Raw genomic sequence first — 23433 nt, 5'->3', positions numbered from 1 at the left:
ACGCCTCCGACACCAGCGCGGAGGCCGACCCGGGGCCGCCGTCGGCCCTGACCTCCCGCCGGCGCAGCCGCCTTCAGGCCCGTCGGCGCCGAGCCTGCAGCGACAGCACCACGGCCAGCGCCAGCAGCACGAGCAGCAGCGTCGCCGGCTCGGGCACCTCGGCCGCCGCCAGGGCCAGCGGGCGGCCGTTGAGCAGCAGGTCTGCCGCCGCCAGCCCCAGCACGCGGTGGGCTGCCGTCGTCGGGTGGATGCTGTCCCAGAACACCGTCGTCGCCGCCGCAGCACAGGCGCTCTCGAAGATCAGCAGCGTCACCCGGCGGCAGGTGCCCGTCGTGTCGGTGAAGCCGTAGGACGCGGGGTCGTCCAGCAGGTCGTTGAAGGTCGAGTAGACGTCGAAGTAGTAGATCGACGCCTGGCCCGACAGGCCCAGCAGCATCGCGTGCAGCGCGTCGTTCCAGGCCACCGTGGCCGCCGACGCCGAGGCTTCGCGGGCGCTGCCCCGGTTCTCGGGGATCTTGCCCAGGTCGGGCAGGTTGGGGATCAGGAAGGTGGACGCCCCCCGCCCGATCAGCCCGGTCAGCATGCCCTGCAGGTTGCCGAGGCTGGCGGCGATGCCGGCCAGCGGGTCGGGGTTGCCGACGAGGTCGCGGATGTCGTTGCCGCCGCCCCAGAGCACGTACAGCGCGTCGGCATCCGCACCGCCCGGCTGGCGCGCGTTGTACTGGGCGTACTGGGTCAGCAGGCCGGCCGACGGCAGCCCGGCGTCGTCGATCAGCGCGCCGCCATAGGCGAAGTTGGTGTTGGACGCGCCCGAGACACGCGACGCGGTGGCCACCGGCACGCCGATCGCCGGGGCCATGTACTCGTGCCAGACATTGCCGTTGGAGAAGCGCCCGTTGGCGCCGTACCCGGCCGGCACCGCGATGATGTTGCTGGAGCCCAGCACGTTGCGCACGTTGCCGGTGTCGGACAGGCTGTCGCCGAACACGACCATGCTGCTGAACGTCGGCGCCGCCCCCGCGGCGCCCGCCATGCCCAGCGCCACGGCCGCGGCGAGCCCGCGTGTCCAGCGCCCCATCGTCTGCCTGATGCCCATGTCCGTCTCCGTTGTTCGTTGTGTCGGTCCGGGTGCCGCCGCTGACGGCGACGGCAGCTTTCATCCTAGGGGTGACGCGGCCGGCGCCGACGCCGGCAGACCCCCGGCTGAGCGGCCGGGATGACCGGGGTTGACGGCGCCGCGGTGCGCGTGATGAGCCGGCGTGCGCCGACGCTCAGGGCCGGGCGGCGGGGGCGGCCAGCTCCAGCACCCGGCGCGGCTCGCCCGGCAGCGCCTGCACCACCTGCACGGGCAGCAGGCCGCCGCGCGCGGCGGCCACCAGCGGATGCGACGGCCAGCCCAGCGGCGCGCCGGCCGGCGTGCGGGCGCGCAGGGCGTCCAGCACCGCGGCGCCGGCCTGCAGGGCCTGCAGCACCGCGTCGCCGCCGGGCACCCGGCCGGGCGGCACGACGCAGGCCCGGCCGACCTGCCGGCCACCGGCCTCCAGCCCGATCCACTGGCAGCGCAGCCCCGCGACCACGTCCGCGCGGCCGAGCGCGGGCCGTGCGTCGGCCGCCGTCACGGCTTCGACGGCGGCCCAGGGCCCGCGCGGACGCAGCAGCTCGGCCAGGCGCAGGCGCGCCCGCGGCTGCTCGTCGCGCGGCAAGGCCTCGACCAGCTGCTGCAGCGAACGCGCCGCCTCGGCCTGGCGGGCCGCCAGCGTGTCCAGGGTCTCGTCGTTCATGACCAGCGGCGTGCCGGTGTCGGGATCGGCCAGGCTCAGCACGCCGCTGCCGCGGTCGTAGCGTGCGACGAGGCGGCCGGCGTCGTCGCGCCAGTCCACGCGCTCGGGCCGGACCTCGAAGCTCTCGGCCGCGGGCGCCTCGGGGCCGCCGGCACGGTAGACCAGGCGCGGCGGCTCGCCGGCCGCGGCGGCGGTGCCGGAGGACAGCCCGCCGGCCAGCAACAGCATCGTGGTGGCTTGCATGCCGGGCAGCATAGGCCGGGTGCCGATCCCCCCGCGCCGGCGGCGGGCGCGGGGTGCCGCGTGGTGCACGGACGCCGGCGGCTTCAGCCCCGGCCGGCGGGCCGGCGCCTCAGCGGCCGGCCTGCATCAGATGGCGGGCCAGCGCGTGGTAGGCGGGCAGCGACGTCGGGTCGTTGGCGTGGTTGCCCGCCACCGGGTGCGAGGCAAAACGCGCGATCACCATCTCGGCCCTCGGGTCGATGTACAGCGCCTGCCCGTGCACGCCGCGCGCCGCGAAGGCGCCGTGTTCGTTGTGCGTGATCCACCACATGCTGCGGTAGCTCCAGCCCGGCAGCAGCGCGTAGCCGGCCTTGGCGAAGTCGGCCTGGCGGCCGCCGCGGCGGATGTCGGCCACCGCCGCCGCCGGCACGATCTGGCGCCCGTTGAAGCGGCCGTCGTTGCGCATCATCTCGCCGAAGCGCGCCAGGTCGCGCAGCCCCGTGTTCAGGCCGCCGCCGGCAAACGGGGTGCCGGTCGAGTCGACCGACATGTAGCCGTCCTGCTCGGCGCCCAGCGGGCGCCAGATGCGCTCGGACAGCAGCTGGGCGACCGAGCGCCCCGTCACGCGCGCCAGAACCCAGCCCAGCGCGTCGGTGTTGACGGTGCGGTAGTGGAACGCCTCGCCATGCACGCCCTGCGGCTTCACGGTCTGCAGGTACTCGTAGTAGCTGCGCGGGCCGCTGTAGTCCTGGGGCTTGGGCAGCGGATTGCCGGCCGCGCCATGGGCCCACACGTCGGCGTTCGGGTCGGCGTAGTCCTCGCTGAACTTGACGCCGGTGGTCATGTCCATCAGCTGGCGCAGCGTGGCACTGCCGAAAGCCGAGGCCGCCAGCTCCGGCACGTAGTGGTCCACCCGCCGGGCGGGGTCCAGCGTGCCGTCCGCGACGAGCATCGCCGCCAGCGTGCCGACGAAGGTCTTGGTGACCGACATCAGGCCGTGCTGGCCATCGGGCTCGAGAACGCCGAAATAACGCTCGTAGACGATGCGGCCGCGATGCAGCACGACGATGCCGTCGGTGTAGTTGGCGTCCAGCGCCTGGCGCCAGGTCATGCTGCGGTCCGTGCCCAGCGGCGTGAAGCGCACGCCGTCGAGGTCCTCGCGCAGCGCCACCGGCAGCGGCGCCGCCGGCCCGAGCCCGCGCGAGACCGCCACCGTGGGCATCAGCTGGCGGAAGTTCGACGCCGTCCAGCGCAGCGCCGGGAAGCGCCAGTACGAGCCGTCCTCGAAGCGGATGATGCGGTCCGGCGGCGGCGGCGCACCGACCATCCAGCCCAGCCGGGCCGGGTCGCTGGCCTGGGCGTCCGGGAAGCCCGACGCCACGCCGGCCGGCTCGGGGGCGGCCCGCGCGGAACACAGCGCCAGTCCCAATGCCAGGGCCAGCAGACGGCAAGCGAGAGCACTCATGGCCACTCCTGTGGTTTGTGTCGGCGCCAGCCTAAGACAAACCGCTGCAACGGAGCGTTACGCCGAGCGCGGACGGGGCTGTCTGCCCCCGTCATCGGCGGGTCGGCCAGGCTCAGCCCGCCGGCGCGACGAGGTGGAAGAAACTGCCGCTGACGCGCCCGCCGCCGTCCAGCACGCGCCACGAGCCGGTCTCGGCGACCTCGCGCCCGTCGGCATCGGTGATGCGCGCCAGCGGCGCGTCGGGCTGGGCCAGCACGCTGGCGTAGTGGAACTCGTGGCCGCGCAGCCGCGTGCCGGCGGCATGACCGGGCAACGGCGCCTGCAGCTCGGCCAGGCGGTAGCCCAGGTGCAGCCGGCGCTTGCGGAACGAGGTTTCCAGCCCCAGCAGCCCGGCCATCGCGTGGCGCGTGCCGTCGGCGTCTTCGAGCACGCTGCCCAGCGCCATGTAGCCACCGCATTCGCCATGAACGGGGCGCGTGCGCGCGAAGGCGCGCAGGCCGTCGCGCCAACGCGCCGCGGCGGCCAGGCGGCCGGCGTGAAGCTCGGGGTAGCCGCCGGGCAGCCAGCAGGCGTCGGCGCTGTCGTCGGGCGCTTCGTCGGCCAGCGGCGAGAACGGCAGCAGCGCCGCGCCGGCGGCGTGCCAGGCGTCCAGCAGGTGCGGGTAGGCGAAGGAGAACGCGGCGTCGCGCGCCAGCGCGATGCGTGCGCCTGGCGGTGGCAAGGGCTGCAGCGGCTTGGGCTCGCAGGCGCCCGCGGCGGCGGCACGCAGCGCGTCCAGGTCGACGTGTTCGGCGACCAACCGGCCGAGTGCGGCCAGCGTCGCGGCGCGTTCGGGCAGTTCCTCGGCCTGCACCAGGCCCAGGTGGCGTTCGGGCAGCGCCACGGCGGCGTCGCGCGGCAGCGCGCCGAAGACGCGGAAGCCCGCAGCCTCGACCGCGCTGCGCACGGTGGCCTCGTGGCGTGCGCTGCCGACGCGGTTCAGCAGCACGCCGGCGATCTTGACGCCCGGGCGCAGACTGGCGAAGCCCAGCGCCACGGCGGCGGCCGACTGCGCCTGGCCACGCACGTCCAGCACCAGCAGCACCGGCCAGCCGAAGGCTTCGGCCAGGTCGGCGCCGGCGCCGCGGCCCCATTCGCCGGGTGTCACGGCGCCGTCGAACAGGCCCACCGAGGCTTCGGCCAGCAGCAGGTCGCAGCCCTCGGCGGCGCCCAGCAGCCCGGCGATGCGCTCGCGGCCCATCGCCCAGCTGTCGAGGTTGAACGAGGCGCGGCCGGCGGCGGCGGTGTGGAAGGCCGGGTCGAGGTAGTCCGGGCCGTTCTTGAACGGCTGCACGGCCAGCCCGGCGGCGCGCCAGGCGGCCAGCAGGCCCAGCGTCACCGTCGTCTTGCCGCAGCCCGAGGCGGGCGCTGCGACCAGCAGCCCGGGCGGGATCATCGGGTCTCGGGGAAACGCGGCGAGGCGCCCGTCGGCCGGTAGCGCCGGTCGTAGTCGACGGCGTAGAGCCGGCTTTCGTCGAAGTCTTCGGTGCCCAGCGTGCGGCCGACGAGGATCAGCGCGGTGCGCTCCATCTCGGCGCCGACGGCCGCGTCCAGCGTCGCCAGCGTCGCGCGCACGATGCGCTGGTCGGGCCAGCTGGCGCGCCAGACCACGGCCACCGGGCAGTCGTCGCCGTAGTGCGGGCGCAGCTCGGCGAGGACCTGGGCCAGCACGTGCACCGACAGGTGGATGGCCAGCGTGGCGCCGGTGGCGGCGAAGGCGGCGAGGTTCTCGCCTTCGGGCATCGCGCTGGCGCGGCCCGAGGTGCGTGTCAGCACCAGCGACTGGGCGACGCCGGGCAGCGTCAGCTCGGCGCCCAGCGCGGCGGCGGCGGCGGCGAACGATGGCACGCCGGGCGTCACGTCATAGGGGATGCCCAGCGCACGCAGGCGGCGCAGCTGCTCGCCCATCGCCGACCAGATCGACAAATCGCCGGAATGCAGGCGCGCGACGTCCTGGCCACGCGCGTGGGCGGCGGCGATCTCGTCGACGATCTGGTCCAGGCTCAGCGGCGCGGTGTTGACGATGCGGCAGCCCGGCGGGCAGTGCGCGAGCACGCCTTCGGGCACCAGCGAACCGGCGTACAGGCACACGGGGCTGGCGGCGATCAGGTCGCGGCCGCGCAGCGTCAGCAGGTCGGCGGCGCCGGGGCCGGCGCCGATGAAATGGACCGTCATCGTTCGTCCTTCGCGGATTGGGCCAGGGCCGCGGTCGCCAGACCGTCGGCCGACACGGCGCGCGCGCCCAGCAGCCGCGCGCCGGGGCCGGCGCCGGCCAGCGCGGCGGCTTCGGCCAGGCTGCCGGCGCCGGTGAGGCGGCGCACACGCGCCGACTCGGTGAGGGTGGCTTGCGTCGCCAGCAGCGCTTCGGGCAGCGCCAGCACCGGCAGGCCGGTCTCGGCGGCCAGCGCCTGCATCGCCGGCGCGCCGGCCTTGCGCTCGCTGGTCGCCAGCGCGTCGGCGCCCTGCCCGCCCGCGGCGGCGAGCGCCGCACGCAGCGACTCGACACCGGCGCTGCTGCGGAAGCCGAGGCCGACGACTTTCATCGGGTGACGGTCCACTGCACGACCGGCCGCGCCGGCTGCCAGCCCCGCATGCGGCCTAGCGGCGCGGCACGCGCGAGTTCGATGCGCAGCAGCTCGCCGCCGTGGCGGGCGTGCAGCGTCGCCAGCAGCGCCTCGGTCTCCAGCGTCACGCCGTTGGCGACCAGGCGCGCACCGGGGGCCAGGCGCGCCCAGATGGCGTCGAACACCGCCTGGTCCAGGCCACCGCCGACGAACACCGCGTCGGGCACCGGCAGCGCGTCCAGCGCCTGCGGCGCGTGGCCTTCGACGACCGTCAGACGGTCCTGCAGGCCGAAGCGGCGCACGTTGGCTTCGATGTTGGCGACCCGTTCGGCGCGTGTCTCGACGGCCAGCGCGCGGCCGCCGGCGAGGCAGAACTCGATCGACACCGAACCCGAACCGGCGCCGACGTCCCACAGCAGCTCGCCCGGGCGCGGTGCCAGCGCGGCCAGCGTCAGCGCCCGCACCGGCGACTTGGTGATCTGGCCGTCGTGCGCGAACAGCGCCTCGGGCAGGCCGGCGCATCGCGGCAGCGGCCGGCCGCCGGCGGCTTCGACGGCCAGCAGCGCGGGCGAGACGGCGTCTTGCAGCGCGTAGGCCGCGGCGGTGCTCTCGCGCACACGTTCGTTCGGGCCGCCCAGCGCTTCCATCAGCCAGACGCGGCTGGCGCCCCAGCCGTGCTCGGCCAGCCAGGCGGCCAGCGCCGCGCCGGCGGCGCCGTCGCGCAGCAGGCACAGCGCGCGTGCGCCGTGCGCCAGGTGCGGCAGCAGGCGTTCGAAAGGCGCGGCATGCAGGCCCAGGCAGATGGTCTCTTCCAGCCGCCAGCCCAGGCGCGCCGCGGCCAGCGACACGCAGCCGGCGGCCGGATAGGCGCGCCATTCACCCGCCGCCAGCCGCGCCGTCAGCGTGCCGCCGGCGCCGTGCCAGAACGGGTCGCCCGAGGCCAGCACGGCGACCGGCCGGCCGCGCAAGGCCAGCACCGGCGCGACGTCGAAGGGCACCGGCCACTCGCGGCCGCGCGCGCCGGCGTCGGCCAGCGCGAGGTGGCGGGCGCCACCGAAGACAATCTCGGCTGCGCCGAGCGCCGCACGCGCGGGCGCACCGAGGCCGGCGAGGCCGTCCTCGCCGAGACCGATGATCGAGAGCCAGGGTTCAGACATGACACGCGTCCTCTTGTTGGGAGGCACCACCGAAGCCAGCCGAATGGCCGCCGCGCTGGCGCGCGACGGCGTCGAAGCGGTGTTCTCGTACGCCGGCCGCACCGCGGCGCCGGTGGCCCAGCCGCTGCCGATCCGGGTCGGCGGCTTCGGTGGCGCCGACGGCCTGGCGGCCTGGCTGCGCGCCGAAGGCATCAGCCACGTCGTCGACGCGACGCACCCGTTCGCGGCGCAGATGAGCCGCAACGCGGTGGCCGCGTGCGCCGCCACCGGCACCGCGCTGATCGCGCTGGAGCGCCGGCCCTGGGCCGCCGGCCCGGGCGACGACTGGACGCACGTGGCCGACCTCGACGCCGCAGCTGCGGCGCTGCCTGACGAGCCCGAACGTGTCTTCCTCGCGATCGGCCGCCAGCACCTGGCGGCCTTCGCGGCCAAGCCCCGGCACCACTACCTGCTGCGCCTGGTCGACCCGCCCGAAGGTGCGCTGCCACTGCCCGACGCCGAGGCCGTGATCTCGCGCGGGCCTTTCGGTTACGACGACGACCTGGAACTGCTGCGCTCGCGCCGCATCACGCGCATCGTCACCAAGAACGCCGGCGGCGAAGGCGCACGCGCCAAGCTCGACGCGGCGCGCACGCTGGGCCTGCCGGTGATCGTCGTCGACCGCCCGGCGCTGCCGCCGCGCGAGAGCGTCGAGACCGTCGCCGAGGTGCTGGCCTGGCTTCATGCCGAACGCGGCGTGTAGACCCAGCGGCCAACGCGGCGCGTCGCCGAGTTGCCGACCAGCACGACGGTGCGCATGTCGGCCATCTCGGGCGTCGCTTCGGCCAGCGTCACGGTGACGAGCTGCTCCTCGGGCGTCGAGACGGCGCGTGCGAAGGTGATCAGGCGCTCGCCGCCGCAGGCTTCGCGCAGCAGTTCGAGCACGCGCGCGAAGCCTTCGGGCCGGCTGCGCGAGCGCGGGTTGTAGAACGCCATCGCGAAGTCGGCCTGGGCCGCGGCGCGAAGGCGCGCCTCGATCAGCGCCCAGGGCTTCAGGTTGTCCGACAGGTTGATGGCGCAGAAATCGTGGCCCAGCGGCGCGCCGGCACGCGCGGCGGCGGCCAGCATCGCGGTGATGCCGGGCAGCACGCGGATGTCGAGCTGCTGGTGCTGCGGCGCGGCTTCCAGCGCCTCGAACAGCGCCGAGGCCATCGCGAACACGCCGGGGTCGCCAGAGGAGACGATGACGACCCGCGCGCCGGCTGCCGCCAGCTCCAGCGCGTGGCGCGCCCGTTCGAGCTCGACGCGGTTGTCGCTGGCGTGCAGGCGCAGCCCGGGGCGCGCGGCGACACGCGCGACGTAGGGGATGTAGCCGACGATGTCGGTGGCCTCGGCCAGCGCGGCGCTGACTTCGGGCGTGACGAGAGCGTCGGAGCCGGGCCCCAACCCGGCGACGGTGACCCAGCCGCTCATGCCCGAACCTCCGGCCGCCGCCCGTGGCCGTGCACCAGCACGATCGCGAAGTACGGGCAGTCCTCGGGGTCGGCGTCGGCCAGGCGCAGCACACGCTCGCCGGGCATCGTGCCGCGTTCGACCAGCCAGGCGGCGTCCAGCCGGCCGGCGGCGGCCAGCGCGCGCCGCACCTTGGGCAGGTTGCGGCCGGTCTTCATCACCACCAGCGCGTCGGCGGCGCGCATGCGCGCGACGAGCTCGGCCTCGGGCATCGTGCCCGGCAGCACGGTCATCACGTCGTCGCCCCAGGTGATCGGCTCGCCGGTGGCGTGCCAGCAGCCGGCCATGCCGGGGATGCCGGGGATGACCTCCAGCTCGACCCGCCCGCGCAGGCGCACGTACAGGTGCATGAACGAGCCGTAGAAGAAGGGGTCGCCTTCGCAGAGCACGACGACCTCGCCGGGCAGCGCCACGAGGCGCTCGGCCCAGTCGTCGTAGAAGGCGGCGAGCGCGTCGTTGTATTCCTCGCCGTCGACCGGGAGTTCGGTCGTCACCGGGTACTCCATCGCCAGCTCGACGGCCTCGGGGTGCAGCAGTTCGGCGGCGATGCGCCGCGCCTGGCCCGGGCGGCCGGCCTTGCGGAAATAGGCCACCTGGCGCGCGGCACCGATGGTGCGTGCGGCGCGCAGGCTGACGAGGTCGGGGTCGCCGGGGCCCAGCCCGGCGCAGATCACCTTGGCCACCGCCCTACTCCTTGCGGCTGGCCAGCGCGTTGATCGCCGCCACCGTGATCGCCGAGCCGCCGAGCCGCCCTTCGACGACGACCGCCGGCACCGGCGGCGCGTCGATCAGCGCGGCCTTGGATTCGGCGGCGCCGACGAAGCCCACCGGGCAGCCGATGATCGCCGCCGGCCGCGGGCAGGCCGGGTCTTCCAGCATGTTGAGCAGGTGGAACAGCGCCGTCGGCGCGTTGCCGATCGCGACCACCGCGCCGGCGAGCATCGGCCGCCAGAGTTCCAGCGCCGCGGCCGAACGCGTGTTGCCCATCTTCGCGGCCAGCGCCGGCACCTCGGGGGCGTCGAGCGTGCAGACGATGCGGTTGTCGGCCGGCAGCCGGGCGCGCGTGATGCCTTCGCTGACCATGCGCGCGTCGCAGAGGATGGGCGCGCCCGCGGCCAGCGCGGCGCGTGCCGCGGCCGCCATGCCGGGCGTGAAGCGCACGTGGCGCTCCAGGCCCACCATGCCGGCGGCGTGGATCATGCGGACGACGACCGGCTCCTCGTCGGCGTCGAACCGCGCGAGATCGGCTTCGGCGCGGATGGTGGCGAAGGAGCGGCGGTAGATCGCGGCGCCGTCGGTTTCGTAGACGTGGGGCATGGGGGACGGGGGTTCAGGCCTTGGCGCCGCTGAACACGGGGCGCAGCAGCGGGCCGAGGATGGTCGGGACGAAGGCGGCGAGGAAGACGATCCAGCCGGCACACCAGAGCTGCGCCGCCAGCGCCACCGGGTTGTCGAGCCAGCCGTGGAGGAAGGGCGCGGTGGTGCGCAGCCAGGCGCCGAGCCAGACCAGCGCGTAGGCCGTGGGCAGCAGCCGGCCAGCGTCGAGCGTGCCGCCGTCGCCGCGCCGCGCCGCCGCGCGCGAGGCGATCGACAGCACCATGCCGGCCATCGCGCCCATCGTCAGCGCGTGCACCGCGTCGCGTTCGGGCCAGAACTCGGGCGCCAGACGCGAGACGCCGACGACGACCAGGCCGACGATCAGCGAGCCGAAGGTGGTGTGCATCATCACCAGCAGCGTGTTGCCGCCCACCGCACGCGAGCGCCAGCCCGCAAAGCGCCAGGCCTGCACCGCCGCGGCGACGATCAGCGCCCAGCCGCTGGCCGTCTCGGCGCCGGCCAGCGTCAGCCCGAGCGCGAGGTACAGCGTGACCAGGCCCAGGCGGTTGGCCAGCCGGTTCTCGTGCGGCGGCGCGGCGGCCGAGCCGCTCTGGCGCAGCCAGTTTGCGGTGAACGCCGGGATCATGCCGCCGGCGATGATCGCGACCTTCATCGCGAAGAACATCACCGCGGCGCGTTTCAGCGCCACGAGGTCCAGCGCCCAGGCTTCGCGCGCGGCGACGACGAGCAGCGCGTCGACCACGCCCAGCGCGAGGATCGCGCCCGGGAAACCCAGCTTGTTCCAGACCCGTGCGGCGGCGATGTCGCGCAGCAGCCAGAAGGTCACGGTGCCGAAGTACAGCGCGCCGGGCGCCAGCAGCAGCGCCAGCGGCAGGCGCTCGGCCTGCAGCATCACCAGCCGCGCCGCGACCCAGAAGGCGACGAGCAGCATCAACGGCCGGCCGGCGATCATCGGCCGCGAGGTCCAGCTCGTCACCGCGGTGAGGAAATAGGCCGCGACCGAGGCGCCGCCGAAGCCGAACACCATCTCGTGCACGTGCCAGACGGTCGGCGTGCCCAGCGTCGGCATGCCGAGCCCGGGCCACCACCACCAGCCCCACTGCCACCAGAACAGCGCCGCCAGCGCCCACAGCCCGGCCATCAGGAACAGCGGCCGGTGCGGCGCGAACCAGAGGGCGGACAGCGGGGACGGAGCGGGTTGTTCTGTGGATCGAGCCATCGGCTAATACGGCAGCCGCAGCCAACCGATCGAATAGCGCGCCCCGGCACGACGGCCTGCGGGGCGCCAGCGGTCGTCAGGGCAGACACCCTGGGCGAGGCAAGCGCCGGATTTTATGGGGCGGCGTCCGGCGCAGCCGGAGTTTTGCGCTGCAGCAGCGGCCGCAGGCCGACGACGCCGCCGACGACGATCAGCGCCGGCGTGCGCACCCGCTGCTCCAGCGCGAGCTGCGGCAGCGTCGTCACGGTGCCGGTGATGCAGCGTTCGTCGGGCAGCGTGGCGCGTTCGACGACGGCCGCCGGCGTGTCGGCCGGCAGACCGTGGGCGACCAACTCGCGGCAGATCAGCGCCAGCGTGCCGACGCCCATGTAGATGACCAGCGTCTGCCGCGGCCGCGCCAGCGCCGCCCAGTCCAGGTCGATGCCCTGGCCGTCGGCGCGCAGATGGCCGGTGGCGAAGACCAGCGCCGCGGCGTGATCGCGGTGCGTCAGCGGGATGCCGGCGCTTGCCGCCGCGCCCTGCGCGGCGCTCAGGCCCGGGATGACGTCGAACGGCACGCCGGCTTCGGCCAGCGCGATCGCCTCCTCGCCGCCGCGGCCGAAGATGTAGCCGTCGCCGCCTTTCAGCCGCACCAGCGAGCGGCCCTCGCGCGCCAGGCGCAGCATCAGGGCGATGATCTCGTCCTGCGGCAGCGCGTGCCGCGACGCCTGCTTGCCGACGTACAGCCGCTCGGCCGACGCCGGCGCCAGCGCCAGGATCTCGTCGCTGACCAGCGCGTCGTAAAGCAGCAGCGAAGCGCCCTGCAGCGCCTTCAGGCCCTTGAGCGTCAGCAGTTCGGGGTCGCCGGGGCCGGCGCCCAGCAGGGTCACGCGGCCGCAGGCGGGGCCGGCTTGGATGTCACGCTGCATCGTCGAGATTCGTTCAACCCGCGGACCGGAAACGACAACGCCACCCGAAGGTGGCGTTGCGTGTTGTCTTGGTGGGCGGTGCAGGGTTCGAACCTGCGACCCCTGCCGTGTGAAGGCAGTGCTCTACCGCTGAGCTAACCGCCCGGCTGGCCTGACCTCTGAAGAACAGCGATCAGCGCCGGTGAGCCTCGCATTATGCCATGGTTTGGCGCCAGATGGTGCGTCCGTTGCTCGCTTTGTCGAGTTCGGCCAGAACGGCCTCGTGCGCGGCAGCTTCTTCGTCGCTCGCCACCAGCACCGGCAGCGTGAACTGCGACAGGTCGATGGCCGCCACCTCGAGAGCCGTGCCGCCCTCTTGCGCGTCGTCGATGACCAGCGAGTCCTGGCCGCGCGTCATGCGGATGTAGACCTCGGCCAGCAGCCCCGCGTCGAGCAGCGCGCCGTGCAGCGCACGGTTGCTGTTGTCGACTTCCAGCCGCTTGCACAGCGCGTCCAGCGAGTTCGCCTTGCCGGGGAAGAGTTCGCGCGCCATCACCAGGCTGTCGGTGATCGTGCAGCCCAGCTCCACCAGGCGCGGCTTGCCCAGGCGGGTGAGTTCGGCGTCGAGGAAGCCGACGTCGAACGCGGCGTTGTGGATGATCAGCTCGGCGTCGCGCACGAACTCGATGAACTCGTCGGCGACGGCAGCGAACAGCGGCTTGTCGGCGAGGAACTCGTCGGTCAGGCCGTGCACCTTCACCGCCTCGGGGTTGCTGGATCGCTCCGGGTTCAGGTAGTGGTGCAGCGTGCGGCCCGACAGGCGCCGGTTCAGCATCTCGATGCAGCCGACTTCGACCAGGCGGTCGCCGTCGACGGCCGACAGGCCGGTGGTTTCGGTGTCGAGGAAGATCTGTCTCATCGCGCCGATCCTACCGCCCGGCCCGACCAGACCCACAGGAACACGCCCCCCAGCACCATCGGCACGCACAGCCACTGGCCCATGCTCATGTTCAGCGCCAGCAGGCCCAGGAAGCTGTCGGGCTCGCGGAAGTACTCGGCAACGAAACGCAGGCAGCCGTAGCCGATCAGGAAGGCGCCGGAGACACGCCCGGTGGGCCGCGGGTGGCGCGCGTACAGCCACAGCACGACGAACAGCAGCAGCCCTTCGAGCGCGAACTGGTAGAGCTGCGACGGATGCCGCGGCGTCAGGCTGGCACTCTGCGGGAACACCATCGCCCAGGGCAGCGACGGGTCGGCGGCGCGGCCCCACAGCTCGCCGTTGATGAAGTTGCCGATGCGCCCCGAGGCCAGCCCGGTGGGCACGCAGGGCGCGACGAGGTCGGTCACCTGCAGGAAGGGCCGCCCCTTGCGGTGCGCGAACAGCGCCATCGCACCGATGACGCCCAGCAGCCCGCCGTGGAAGGACATGCCGCCCTTCCAGACCTGCAGGATCTCCAGCGGGTTGGCGAGATACTCGCCCGGCTTGTAGAACAGCGCGTAGCCCAGGCGGCCGCCGACGATGACGCCGACGACGCCGTAGAACAGCAGATCCTCGACGTCCTGCTTCGTCCAGCCGGCCTGCACGAACTGCGGCTGCGCCGCGCGCAGCCGAGCCAGCAGCAGGAACAGCCCGAAGGCGACCAGGTAGGTCAGCCCGTACCAGTGGATCTGGACCGGTCCGAGCGCGATCGCGACCGGATCGAATTGCGGATGCACCAGCATCGGGAGCGGCCTTTCGTGTCGTCGTGGCGGAGAGCGGCGATTGTGCCGTCGCCATCGAAGGCCACCCTGACGCGGGCGTGAATCAGGCCGGAAAAGGAATCGAGGGCCGACGCCCATGCGTCGGCCCCCGGTTCCGGCGGACCGTCACCTCGGTGACGTGCGTTCGCCCCTCATAGACCCGGCTCGCGCCGCCGCGGCTCCTTGCCGGCCGAGCCGGAAGAACCCCCGCGACGCAGTTCGTGCACATGCTTCTGCTGGTTCGGGTTGAGCCCCAGCGCGTCGATGTCGCGCTGGCGCCGGGCACGTTTGCGTTCCTCGATCTTCTCCTCGGCACGCCGCCGCGTCAGCCCCGAGGCGTCGGCGAAGGCCCACCAGGCCGCGGCCGCGCCGAAAGGCAGCGCGATCCACGCCCAGTGCCACTCCGAGACGGGCTCGATGCCGGCCAGGGACAGGCCCAGCAGCACCAGCCCGATGACCAGGAACCACATTCTTCGCTCTCCGGCGACCCGCTACCATGCTGACGATGACTGTAGCCGAAGCTCAGCCGTCGATGAGAGCCATCGTGATGACGCTTTGCGCAATCGCACTGTGCTCGTCGACTCCGGCACGCGCCGACGCGGACCTGGCGCGAAAGCGCCTGTGCATGGGCTGCCACGACGTCAGCGCCAAGCGGGTGGGGCCGCCGTTCAAGGACATCGCCGCGCGCTACGCCGGCCAGGCCGACGCGCCGCAGCGCCTGGCGCAGGGCATCCGCGAGGGCAGCGCCAAGGTGTGGGGCCCGGTGCCGATGCCGGCCAACCCCAAGGTCACGCCCGACGAGGCCCGCCGCCTGGCCGCCTGGGTGTTGTCGATGCGCTGAACGCGGACAGGAAAAAGGGGCTCCGAGGAGCCCCTTTCCACACGCCGGCCGAGGGATCAGTTCGTCTGCGACAGCTGATCGAGAATCGCCGGATTCTCGAGCGTGGAAGTGTCCTGCGTGATCGCCTCGCCGCGCGCGATCGAGCGCAGCAGGCGGCGCATGATCTTGCCGCTGCGCGTCTTGGGCAGGTTCTCGCCGAAGCGGATGTCCTTGGGCTTGGCGATCGGGCCGATCTCCTTGGCCACCCAGTTGCGCAGCTCGTTGGCGATCTTCTTGGCCTCGTCGCCGGTCGGGCGCGGACGCTTCAACACGACGAAGGCGCAGATCGCCTCGCCGGTGGTGTCGTCCGGACGGCCGACGACCGCGGCCTCGGCGACCAGCTCGGTGTGGCTGACCAGCGCCGACTCGATCTCCATCGTGCCCATGCGGTGGCCCGAGACGTTGAGCACGTCGTCGATGCGGCCGGTGATCGTGAAGTAGCCGGTCTTCGGGTCGCGGATCGCGCCGTCGCCCGCCAGGTAGTACTTGCCGTGGAAGTCGGCCGGGTAGTAGCTCTTCTTGAAACGCTCCGGGTCGCCCCAGATCGTGCGGATCATGCTCGGCCACGGCTTCTTGACGACCAGGATGCCGCCCTGGCCCCAGGGCACGTCCTTGCCGGTCTCGTCGACCACCGCCGCCTGGATGCCCGGGAACGGCAGCGTGCACGAACCCGGCACCAGCGTCGTCACGCCCGGCAGCGGGGTGATCATGTGGCCGCCGGTCTCGGTCTGCCAGAAGGTGTCGACGATCGGGCAGCGGCCGCCGCCGACGTGCTTGTGATACCACTCCCAGGCCGCCGGGTTGATCGGCTCGCCGACCGAACCCAGGATGCGCAGCGAGGACAGGTCGTAGTTCTTCGGGTGCACCGCCTCGGTCGCCTCGGCGGCCTTGATCAGCGAGCGGATCGCCGTCGGCGCGGTGTAGAAGATGCTGACCTTGTGGTCCTGGATCATCTTCCAGAAGCGGCCGGCGTCCGGGAAGGTCGGCACGCCCTCGAAGACGATTTCGGTGCCGCCCAGCGCCAGCGGGCCGTAGGTGATGTAGGTGTGGCCGGTGACCCAGCCGATGTCGGCGGTGCACCAGAAGACGTCGTCTTCCTTCAGGTCGAAGGTCCACTTGGTGGTCAGCGCCGCGTGCAGCAGGTAGCCGCCGGTGCTGTGCTGCACGCCCTTGGGCTTGCCGGTCGAGCCGCTGGTGTAGAGCAGGAACAGCGGGTGTTCGGCCTCGACCCACTCGGGCTCGCAGACCTCGCTCTGGCCGGCCACGAGGTCGGCCAGCCACAGGTCGCGCGAGGCGTCGAACGGGATGTCGGCGCCGGTGCGCTTGTGCACGACGACGTGCTTGACGCTGCCGCAGCCGCCCAGCGCGATCGCCTCGTCGACGATGGTCTTCAGCGGCAGGGACTTGCCGCCGCGCTGCTGCTGGTCGGCGGTGATGACGGCCACCGCGCCGGTGTCCTCGATGCGGTCGCGCAGCGACTGCGCCGAGAAGCCGCCGAAGACCACCGAATGCGTGGCGCCGATGCGCGCGCAGGCCTGCATCGCGGCCACGCCTTCGACGCCCATCGGCAGGTAGATGACGACGCGGTCGCCCTTCTTCACGCCCAGCGACTTCAGGCCGTTGGCCATCTTGCTGACGATGGCCAGCAGCTCGCGGTAGCTGACGCGGCGCACCTCGCCGCCGTCGGCCTCGAAGACGATCGCCGTCTTGTCGCCGAGGCCGCGTTCGATGTTGCGGTCCAGGCAGTTGTACGAGGCGTTCAGCGTGCCGTCGGCGAACCACTTGAAGAACGGCGCGTCGGACTCGTCGAGCACCTGCGTGAACGGCGTCTTCCAGCTGATCAGCTCGCGCGCCAGACGCGCCCAGTAGCCCGCGTAGTCGGCCTCGGCCTCGGCGCACAGCGCGTCGTAGGCAGCCTGTCCGGAGACGTGAGCGCGAGCGACGGCGTCGGCCGGCGGCGGGTAGAGGGAGTACTCGGTGGGAGCGTCGGCGCTCGACATGATGTCAGTCTCCTAGATTTGATGGCTCGGTTCGGTGTCGACCGATGGCTCGGAAGGTAGGCAAGGGCTCTTACGAACCGCTTACTCTCCCGTCCGGCGCCGTGAAGCGGGTCTGTCCGCGCTCAAGGCGCGAACTACAATTTACGTCATCGCGCATTCGCGCCCTTCCCCCCTCTCATGAAGCCTGAAAACACCGGCGCGGTCCCGAAGCTGGGGCCCCTGCCAGCGCTGATCTTCGCCAGCCGCTGGCTGCAGCTGCCGCTGTACCTGGGGCTGATCCTCGCCCAGGCGGTCTACGTCTTCAACTTCTGGGTCGAACTGGTCCACCTCATCGAGGCGGCCTTCGGCGACCAGCACGCGCTCGAGCTGCTGGTCAAGAACATCGGCTACAAGAGCGAGACCGAGGTCACCGGCCTCAACGAGACGATCATCATGCTGGTCGTGCTGGCGCTGATCGACGTCGTGATGATCAGCAACCTGCTGATCATGGTGATCGTCGGCGGCTACGAGACCTTCGTCTCGCGGCTGCGCCTCGAAGGCCACCCCGACCAGCCCGAGTGGCTGAGCCACGTGAACGCCTCGGTGCTGAAGGTGAAGCTGGCCACGGCGATCATCGGCATCAGCTCGATCCACCTGCTGAAGACCTTCATCAACGCCGCGAACTACTCGGAGAAGGTGCTGATCTGGCAGACCGTGATCCACATCGCCTTCCTGTTCTCGGCGCTGGCGATCGCGCTCGCCGACCGCGTGATGGTGCACGCCCAGCACGCCAACGACTGACCCAACGGACGACCCGCCCATGACCACGACGATCCGCCAGGCCGACCTGATCGAATCGGTCGCCGCCGCGCTGCAGTACATCTCGTACTACCACCCGGCCGACTTCATCGCCCACCTCGCACGCGCCTACGAGCGCGAGCAGAGCCCGGCGGCCAAGGACGCGATCGCGCAGATCCTGACCAACTCGCGGATGTGCGCGGAAGGCAAGCGCCCGATCTGCCAGGACACCGGCATCGTCAACGTGTTCCTGAAGATCGGCATGGACGTGAAGTGGGAAGGCTTCACCGGCTCGATCCAGGACGCCGTCGACGAAGGCGTGCGCCGCGGCTACAACCACCCGGACAACAAGCTGCGTGCGTCGGTGCTGGCCGACCCGATCTTCGAGCGCAAGAACACCCGCGACAACACGCCGGCCGTGGTCTTCATGGAGGTCGTGCCCGGCGACAAGGTCGACGTGACGGTGGCCGCCAAGGGCGGCGGCAGCGAGAACAAGAGCAAGGTCTACATGCTCAACCCCAGCGACTCGATCGTCGACTGGGTGCTGAAGACCGTGCCGACGATGGGCGCCGGCTGGTGCCCGCCGGGCATGCTGGGCATCGGCGTCGGCGGCACCGCGGAGAAGGCCGCGCTGCTCGCCAAGGAGTCGCTGATGGACGACATCGACATGCACGAGCTGCTGCAGCGCGGCCCGGCCAACAAGCTGGAAGAGCTGCGCATCGAGCTCTACGAGAAGGTCAACGCGCTGGGCATCGGCGCGCAAGGCCTGGGCGGCCTGACGACGGTGCTGGACGTCAAGATCAAGACCTGGCCGACGCACGCCGCGAGCAAACCGATCGCGATGATCCCGAACTGCGCCGCGACGCGCCACGCGCACTTCGTGCTCGACGGCTCGGGCCCGGCCTTCCTGGAGCCGCCGAGCCTGGACCTGTGGCCCGACGTGCACTGGGCGCCCGACTACAACAAGAGCGAACGTGTCGACCTGAACACGCTGACGCCGGCGCAGGTGGCGAGCTGGAAGCCGGGGCAGACGCTGCTGCTGAGCGGCAAGATGCTCACCGGCCGCGACGCGGCGCACAAGCGCATCCAGGACATGCTCGAACGCGGCGAGCCGCTGCCGGTGGACTTCACCAACCGCGTCATCTACTACGTCGGCCCGGTCGACCCGGTGCGCGACGAGGTCGTCGGCCCGGCCGGCCCGACCACCGCGACGCGCATGGACAAGTTCACCCGCATGATGCTGGAGAAGACCGGCCTGATCGCGATGGTCGGCAAGGCCGAACGCGGCCCGGTGGCGATCCAGGCGATCAAGGACAACCAGAGCGCCTACCTGATGGCCGTCGGCGGCGCCGCCTACCTCGTGTCCAAGGCGATCAAGGCGGCCAAGGTCGTCGGCTTCGCCGACCTGGGCATGGAGGCGATCTACGAGTTCGACGTCGTCGACATGCCGGTGACGGTGGCGGTGGATGCCGGCGGCACCAGCGCCCACCAGACCGGGCCGCAGGAATGGCAGGCGAAGATCGGCAAGATCCCGGTCGTCGTCGCCTGAAACAGGAGACCCGGTGACGCTGCGTTTCGAGGTCCATCCCGACAACCCGCAGCCGCGGCTGCTGAAGCAGGCCGCCGAGCTGCTGCGCGGCGGCGACGTGCTCGCCGTGCCGACCGACTCGAGCTACGCGCTCGTCTGCCGGCTCGACGACAAGGCCGCCGCCGAACAGCTGCGCCGGCTGCGCGGCATCGACGACAAGCACCTGCTGACGCTGCTGTGCCGCGACCTGTCGGAACTCGCCAACTACGCGCGTGTCGACAACCGCCAGTACCGGCTGCTGAAGCTCGGCACGCCGGGGCCCTACACCTTCATCCTCGACGCCACGAAGGAAGTGCCGCGGCGCGTGTCGCACCCCTCGCGGCGCACGATCGGCCTGCGCGTGCCCGACCACCAGGTCACGCAGGACCTGCTGGCCGTCTACGGCGAGCCGCTGCTGGCGACGACGCTGATCCTGCCGGGCGACGACGAGCCGCTGAACGACGTCGACGAGATCCAGGACCGGCTGGGCAAGCTGCTGCCGGCGATCATCGACGCCGGCGCCTGCCCGATGGAGCCGACGACGGTGCTGGACATGACCGCCGAGGACCCGGTGCTGGTGCGCCAGGGCCGCGGCGAACTGTCGCGCCTGGGGCTCTGACTTACTGCGCGACGCCGCTGGCCCAGGCCGTGCGGATCAGCCGGCCGCAGTTCACCGAACCGAGCGCGCCGTTGGGTGCCACGCGCGCGACGATGCCGTAGCGGGTCTTCGTCGCGTCGATCCACGGGTAGAAGCCGAAGGCGCCCGGGCTGCTGAACGCGCCGTCACCGACCTTCGGGTCGTCCTCGACCCAGTGGCCCACCGAGTAGTGCCAGCTCTCGCTCAGCGGCAGCGGCGCGTACACCGCGCTGGCGCAGGTGGCGGGGTTGGTGCAGACCGGGCCGCTGCCGAGGAGCGATTTCATCTGCAGCTTGCCGCCGAGGATCTTGCGCAGGAACAGCGCGTAGGCGTCGGTGGAGATCACCGCGCCGCCGGCCATCAGCGGCTGCGAGAACGACAGCGCGATGTCGCTGCCCAGCTTGGCCTTGAACTCGGTGGCCAGCGCCTTGGTCGTCAGCGCGCCCAGGCCGACCAGGCTGGCGTGCTTCTCCATGTGGCCGCCGTCATACTTGAACACGCCGTCGTAGGCCGGGGTGTACACGCCGTTGCTGCCCGACGCGAGGCAGGCGTCAACGCTGGCCAGGCCGCTGCAGCTGCCGAGCGAGGCATAGCCGGAGCTCATCGACAGGAACTTGCGGTCGCTGGCCGTCAGCGCCCCGGCGCGCAGTTGCGCGACGTAGCCGCCGTACAGCCACTTCGAGGCTGACGCGATGCTGATCGGCAGCGTCGACTTCGGCGCCGTCGTCCCGGCGTCGGCCACCGAACCGCTGACCTGGCGGCCGGCGGCATTGCCGATCTCCCAGTAGAACGGGCGTGCCTGGGCGCAGGCGTTGCGGGTGCTGGCGGCCGTGGCCTTGGCCGCGGCGATGCGCTCGGCGTCGGACACCGTCGCGCTGGTGGCCGGCGGGGGCGGCGCTGCCGGTGCCTTCGGGCGCCGCAAGGCCGCCGCCGTCACCCGGGCGGCGGCGGTGTCGCCGGAGGCCTGGGTGTCGACATCGGCATCGGCATCGGCATCGGCATCGGGCGCGGCGTCGGCTGCGTCCCAGGCGAGCGCGTCGGAGCGGGTGTCCAGCAGCGCCGAGGCGGCGGCGAGTTCGCTGTCGGCGAGAGCGTCGACGGCAGCCGCGTCGGCTGCGGCGGCATCATCGCCGTCGGAGCCGCCACCGCAGGCGGCCAGCGCCAGCAGACAGGCCAGCGCGACGAGATGCCGGGAGGTGTTCACGGGGTGCATGCCCCGATCTACGACCCTCCCCCGGGCGCCTTAAGCCGTTGCGGATTCAGCGATCTGCAAGCAGATGTGTGCGCCGGCGCGACGCCACGGTGTCAGAGCGCGGCGGTGACCACCAGCTCGACCTTCCAGCCCGGGCGCGCCAGCGCGGCCTGCACGGTGGCCCGCGGGGGCGCGGCGCCGGCCGGCAGCCAGGCTTCCCAGACCTCGTTCATCGCCGGGAAGTCGGCCAGGTCGGCGATGAAGATCTGCACCATCAGCAGGCGCGACTTGTCGCTGCCGGCGCGCGCCAGCAGCGCGTCGATCGCGGCCAGCACCTGGCGCGTCTGGCCGGCGATGTCCTGCGTGTCGTCGGCGGCCACCTGGCCGGCGAGGTAGCAGACGCCGTTGTGCACGGCCATTTCCGACAGGCGCGGGCCGACGTCGAAGCGCTGGATCATTTGCGGTGTCCTTTCCGGCCGTGGCCGGACTTGGGTTGCGAGGTGTGGAGGTGACGCGGCGGATGCGCCGACGCCTTGGTGTGCGAGGCCGCCGGCGCCGCCTTCTGGCCGATCTTCGACTCGGTGCCGGCCAGCAGCTTGCGGATGTTGCCCTCGTGCCGCCAGACCAGCAGCAGGCTCATGCCGACGATGGCCAGCATCGAGAGGTCGACACCCCAGACCAGCGCCTGCACCAGCGGCGCGCAGAAGGCCGCGGCGATCGAGGCCAGCGACGAGTAGCGCGTCGTGAAGGCCACCAGCAGCCAGACCGCCAGCACCGCGGCGCCGAGCGCCGGGTTCAGGCCGAGCAGCGCGCCGGCGGCCGTGGCCACGCCCTTGCCGCCCTGGAAGCGGAAGAACACCGGCCACAGGTGGCCGACGAAGGCCGCGAGGCCGACGAAGGCCGCGACCGTCGGCGCCAGGCCCCAGCGCGCACCGAACAGCACGACGGCCAGCACCGGCAGATAGCCCTTCAGCGCGTCGAACAGCAGCGTCATCAGCGCCGCCTTCTTGTTGCCCGAACGCAGCACGTTGGTCGCGCCGGGGTTGCCCGACCCGTAACTGCGGGGGTCGGCCAGCCCCATCGTGCGGCTGACCAGAACGGCGAAGGACAGGGAACCGAGCAAGTAGGCGGCCAGGATCGCGGCCGCCGCAGGAAGCGAGAACATGGGGCGCAAGTGTAAGGTCGCCGGCGGCCCCGCTCCCCGCGCGACGGCGACGCCGCGGCGACAACGCGAGCCGGCCGGGGCGGGTACATTGTTTGCTGCATCCACTCGCCCGGCGCGTCGACCATCCGGTCATTCGTGAGATGATCGGCGCCAGGCTCGCGAAGATATGACGACAGGCCGGGGACTGCCGCCCCGGAGCCATGTCATCGGGCGGGAGGATGCCCCGAGAGCCCATTTTTCGACGACAACCCGGCAGCGCCGAATGCAACGAAAAACAATCACGACGGCCCAGGCGGCGGAGCGCCTCGGGGTATCGCCACAGACGATCCAGAAGTGGGTCGACGCCGGTCACCTGCCGGCCTGGAAGACGATGGGCGGGCATCGCCGCCTCGACGCCGAGGCCGTCGAACGCATGGTCGCCGAACGGCGTGCGCGTTTCGAGGCCGCCGACGGCGTCGAGTCGATCATGCTGGTCGAGGACGATCCGGTGACCGCGGCGCTGATCGAGTCACACCTGTCGGACCTGCGCCCCGACGCCCGGCTGCGCGTCTTCGCCGACGGCTTCACCGCGCTGCTGGACGCCGGCCGCGACGTGCCGGACTGGCTGATCACCGACATCGACCTGCCTGGCCTCGACGGCCTGCAGATGATCCGCAAGCTGCGCGAGAACCCGGCGACGCAGAAGATGCGCATCGTGCTGGCGACCAGCCACACCGGCGCGTCGCTGGAGCGCTTCGGGCCGCTGCCCGACGGCATCCCGCTGCTGATGAAGCCGGTGACGCCCGAGGCGCTGTCGGCGGCGATGGCCGGCTGATCAGCCGGCGAGCGCGCAGTGCACCGGCCGGGCGCCGACGGCGCCGGGCAGCACACGCGGGTCGATGCCGACGAGGAAACCGCGGCGGCCGCCGTTGATCAGGATGCGCGGCAGCTCCAGCACGCTGGCCTCGACGTAGACCGGCATCGTCTTCTTCGTGCCGAACGGCGAGGTGCCGCCGACGAGGTAGCCGCTGTGGCGCTGCGCGACCTCGGGCTTGCAGGGCTCGACCGACTTGGCGCCGATCTCGCGCGCCAGGTTCTTCGTGCTGACCTGGCGGTCGCCGTGCATCAGCACGACGAGCGGGTGGGCGTGTTCGTCCTGCATCACCAGCGTCTTCACGACCTCGTGCTCGGCCACGCCGAGCTGGCGCGAGGACTCGGCGGTGCCGCCGTGGTCGACGTAGTCGTAGACGTGTTCGCTGAACTCGATGCCGGCACGGCGCAGGAACTGCGTCGCCGGCGTCTCGCTGACATGGGCGTTCTTCTTGGCCATGGG

At 72.4% G+C, this 23433-nt stretch carries 26 protein-coding genes and 1 tRNA gene; 6 read left to right on the top strand and 21 right to left on the bottom strand.

Features of this window, described 5'->3' with window-relative positions:
* Positions 1 to 73 precede the first annotated feature (73 nt).
* The 7 genes from G5B56_RS14180 to cbiE form a co-directional block, all read right to left on the bottom strand.
* Positions 74 to 1096, bottom strand: a complete 1023-nt coding sequence (locus G5B56_RS14180; protein ID WP_009857582.1) for an SGNH/GDSL hydrolase family protein — start codon at positions 1094 to 1096, stop codon at positions 74 to 76.
* 175 nt (positions 1097 to 1271) lie between these two features.
* The gene (locus tag G5B56_RS14175; RefSeq protein ID WP_164963618.1) at positions 1272 to 2024 is read right to left on the bottom strand and encodes a hypothetical protein; all 753 of its coding nucleotides are present in this window, start codon (positions 2022 to 2024) and stop codon (positions 1272 to 1274) included.
* Between the two features lie 109 nt (positions 2025 to 2133).
* Positions 2134 to 3468, bottom strand: coding sequence for a serine hydrolase (locus G5B56_RS14170; protein WP_164963617.1), 1335 nt, complete (start codon positions 3466 to 3468; stop codon positions 2134 to 2136).
* A gap of 112 nt (positions 3469 to 3580) precedes the next feature.
* Positions 3581 to 4903 carry a cobyrinate a,c-diamide synthase gene (locus tag G5B56_RS14165; RefSeq protein WP_164963616.1) on the bottom strand — a complete coding sequence of 441 codons (1323 nt, stop codon included), beginning with the start codon at positions 4901 to 4903 and terminating at the stop codon, positions 3581 to 3583.
* On the bottom strand, positions 4900 to 5682 hold the full coding sequence (gene cobM, locus G5B56_RS14160) for a precorrin-4 C(11)-methyltransferase (protein ID WP_164963615.1): 783 nt from the start codon (positions 5680 to 5682) through the stop codon (positions 4900 to 4902). The genes G5B56_RS14165 and cobM overlap by 4 nt, the downstream gene beginning before the upstream one ends.
* Complete coding sequence (locus G5B56_RS14155; RefSeq protein ID WP_164963614.1) at positions 5679 to 6050, bottom strand: cobalamin biosynthesis protein; 372 nt, start codon at positions 6048 to 6050, stop codon at positions 5679 to 5681. Before G5B56_RS14155 ends, cobM begins: the two co-directional genes overlap by 4 nt.
* Entirely contained in the window at positions 6047 to 7228 is a 1182-nt protein-coding gene (gene cbiE, locus G5B56_RS14150) for a precorrin-6y C5,15-methyltransferase (decarboxylating) subunit CbiE (RefSeq protein WP_164963613.1), read from the bottom strand. The genes G5B56_RS14155 and cbiE overlap by 4 nt, the downstream gene beginning before the upstream one ends.
* Between cbiE and G5B56_RS14145 the strand changes: the two genes are divergently transcribed.
* Positions 7227 to 7970: a cobalt-precorrin-6A reductase gene (locus G5B56_RS14145; RefSeq protein ID WP_164963612.1), complete on the top strand. Its 744-nt coding sequence runs from the start codon at positions 7227 to 7229 to the stop codon at positions 7968 to 7970. The genes cbiE and G5B56_RS14145 overlap by 2 nt on opposite strands.
* Here G5B56_RS14145 and cobJ read toward each other — a convergent pair.
* From cobJ to G5B56_RS14100, 9 genes are all read right to left on the bottom strand, one after another.
* Positions 7949 to 8680, bottom strand: a complete 732-nt coding sequence (gene cobJ, locus G5B56_RS14140; protein WP_009856419.1) for a precorrin-3B C(17)-methyltransferase — start codon at positions 8678 to 8680, stop codon at positions 7949 to 7951. The two genes, G5B56_RS14145 and cobJ, sit on opposite strands and share 22 nt — an antisense overlap.
* A complete protein-coding gene (gene cobI, locus G5B56_RS14135; RefSeq protein WP_164963611.1) occupies positions 8677 to 9402 on the bottom strand; it encodes a precorrin-2 C(20)-methyltransferase in 726 nt (241 codons plus the stop codon). Before cobI ends, cobJ begins: the two co-directional genes overlap by 4 nt.
* A gap of 4 nt (positions 9403 to 9406) precedes the next feature.
* Entirely contained in the window at positions 9407 to 10036 is a 630-nt protein-coding gene (locus G5B56_RS14130) for a precorrin-8X methylmutase (protein ID WP_164963610.1), read from the bottom strand.
* 13 nt (positions 10037 to 10049) lie between these two features.
* A complete protein-coding gene (locus tag G5B56_RS14125; protein WP_164963609.1) occupies positions 10050 to 11276 on the bottom strand; it encodes an NnrS family protein in 1227 nt (408 codons plus the stop codon).
* A 113-nt stretch (positions 11277 to 11389) separates the two neighbouring features.
* Positions 11390 to 12184, bottom strand: coding sequence for a uroporphyrinogen-III C-methyltransferase (cobA, locus tag G5B56_RS14120; protein WP_164963608.1), 795 nt, complete (start codon positions 12182 to 12184; stop codon positions 11390 to 11392).
* 69 nt (positions 12185 to 12253) lie between these two features.
* Positions 12254 to 12328 (bottom strand) — tRNA-Val (locus tag G5B56_RS14115).
* Between the two features lie 49 nt (positions 12329 to 12377).
* On the bottom strand, positions 12378 to 13082 hold the full coding sequence (dnaQ, locus tag G5B56_RS14110) for a DNA polymerase III subunit epsilon (protein WP_164963607.1): 705 nt from the start codon (positions 13080 to 13082) through the stop codon (positions 12378 to 12380).
* Positions 13079 to 13885, bottom strand: a complete 807-nt coding sequence (lgt, locus tag G5B56_RS14105) for a prolipoprotein diacylglyceryl transferase (protein WP_164963606.1) — start codon at positions 13883 to 13885, stop codon at positions 13079 to 13081. Before lgt ends, dnaQ begins: the two co-directional genes overlap by 4 nt.
* 170 nt (positions 13886 to 14055) lie before the next feature.
* Positions 14056 to 14373 carry a TIGR04438 family Trp-rich protein gene (locus G5B56_RS14100; RefSeq protein ID WP_009856408.1) on the bottom strand — a complete coding sequence of 106 codons (318 nt, stop codon included), beginning with the start codon at positions 14371 to 14373 and terminating at the stop codon, positions 14056 to 14058.
* Between the two features lie 77 nt (positions 14374 to 14450).
* On the opposite strand from G5B56_RS14100, the gene G5B56_RS14095 reads away from it, so the two are divergent.
* Entirely contained in the window at positions 14451 to 14744 is a 294-nt protein-coding gene (locus tag G5B56_RS14095; protein WP_240920818.1) for a c-type cytochrome, read from the top strand.
* Positions 14745 to 14800: 56 nt separating this feature from the next.
* Here the strand turns inward: G5B56_RS14095 and acs are convergent, their stop codons facing one another.
* Entirely contained in the window at positions 14801 to 16783 is a 1983-nt protein-coding gene (gene acs, locus G5B56_RS14090) for an acetate--CoA ligase (protein WP_009856406.1), read from the bottom strand.
* Positions 16784 to 16960: 177 nt separating this feature from the next.
* Here acs and G5B56_RS14085 point away from each other — a divergent pair, with 177 nt between their 5' ends.
* Genes G5B56_RS14085 through G5B56_RS14075 form a run of 3 tightly spaced genes read left to right on the top strand, consistent with a single transcriptional unit; the run spans position 16961 to position 19746 of the window.
* Positions 16961 to 17563 (top strand): TIGR00645 family protein, encoded by a 603-nt coding sequence (locus G5B56_RS14085; protein ID WP_009856405.1) that lies wholly within the window; start codon positions 16961 to 16963, stop codon positions 17561 to 17563.
* Positions 17564 to 17582: 19 nt separating this feature from the next.
* Positions 17583 to 19109 (top strand): fumarate hydratase, encoded by a 1527-nt coding sequence (locus G5B56_RS14080; RefSeq protein ID WP_009856404.1) that lies wholly within the window; start codon positions 17583 to 17585, stop codon positions 19107 to 19109.
* A 13-nt stretch (positions 19110 to 19122) separates the two neighbouring features.
* Positions 19123 to 19746 carry an L-threonylcarbamoyladenylate synthase gene (locus tag G5B56_RS14075; RefSeq protein ID WP_009856403.1) on the top strand — a complete coding sequence of 208 codons (624 nt, stop codon included), beginning with the start codon at positions 19123 to 19125 and terminating at the stop codon, positions 19744 to 19746.
* 1 nt (position 19747) lies between these two features.
* Here the strand turns inward: G5B56_RS14075 and G5B56_RS14070 are convergent, their stop codons facing one another.
* The 3 genes from G5B56_RS14070 to plsY all read right to left on the bottom strand — a co-directional run bounded on the left by G5B56_RS14070 (position 19748) and on the right by plsY (position 22121).
* Positions 19748 to 20977, bottom strand: a complete 1230-nt coding sequence (locus G5B56_RS14070; protein ID WP_164963604.1) for a hypothetical protein — start codon at positions 20975 to 20977, stop codon at positions 19748 to 19750.
* A gap of 92 nt (positions 20978 to 21069) precedes the next feature.
* The gene (locus G5B56_RS14065; protein ID WP_009856401.1) at positions 21070 to 21414 is read right to left on the bottom strand and encodes a RidA family protein; all 345 of its coding nucleotides are present in this window, start codon (positions 21412 to 21414) and stop codon (positions 21070 to 21072) included.
* Positions 21411 to 22121: a glycerol-3-phosphate 1-O-acyltransferase PlsY gene (plsY, locus tag G5B56_RS14060; RefSeq protein ID WP_009856400.1), complete on the bottom strand. Its 711-nt coding sequence runs from the start codon at positions 22119 to 22121 to the stop codon at positions 21411 to 21413. Before plsY ends, G5B56_RS14065 begins: the two co-directional genes overlap by 4 nt.
* Positions 22122 to 22383: 262 nt before the next feature.
* Here plsY and G5B56_RS14055 point away from each other — a divergent pair, with 262 nt between their 5' ends.
* On the top strand, positions 22384 to 22935 hold the full coding sequence (locus tag G5B56_RS14055; RefSeq protein WP_164963603.1) for an excisionase family DNA-binding protein: 552 nt from the start codon (positions 22384 to 22386) through the stop codon (positions 22933 to 22935).
* On the opposite strand, the gene ybaK is transcribed toward G5B56_RS14055, so the two are convergent.
* A complete protein-coding gene (ybaK, locus tag G5B56_RS14050; RefSeq protein WP_009856398.1) occupies positions 22936 to 23430 on the bottom strand; it encodes a Cys-tRNA(Pro) deacylase in 495 nt (164 codons plus the stop codon). It abuts the gene before it with no gap.
* Between the last annotated feature and the right edge of the window lie 3 nt (positions 23431 to 23433).

The sequence above is a fragment of the Rubrivivax sp. JA1026 genome (genome assembly GCF_011065555.1).
Classification (GTDB): Bacteria; Pseudomonadota; Gammaproteobacteria; order Burkholderiales; family Burkholderiaceae_C; genus Rubrivivax; species Rubrivivax benzoatilyticus.
This window is presented reverse-complemented; position numbering and strand designations above follow the sequence as displayed.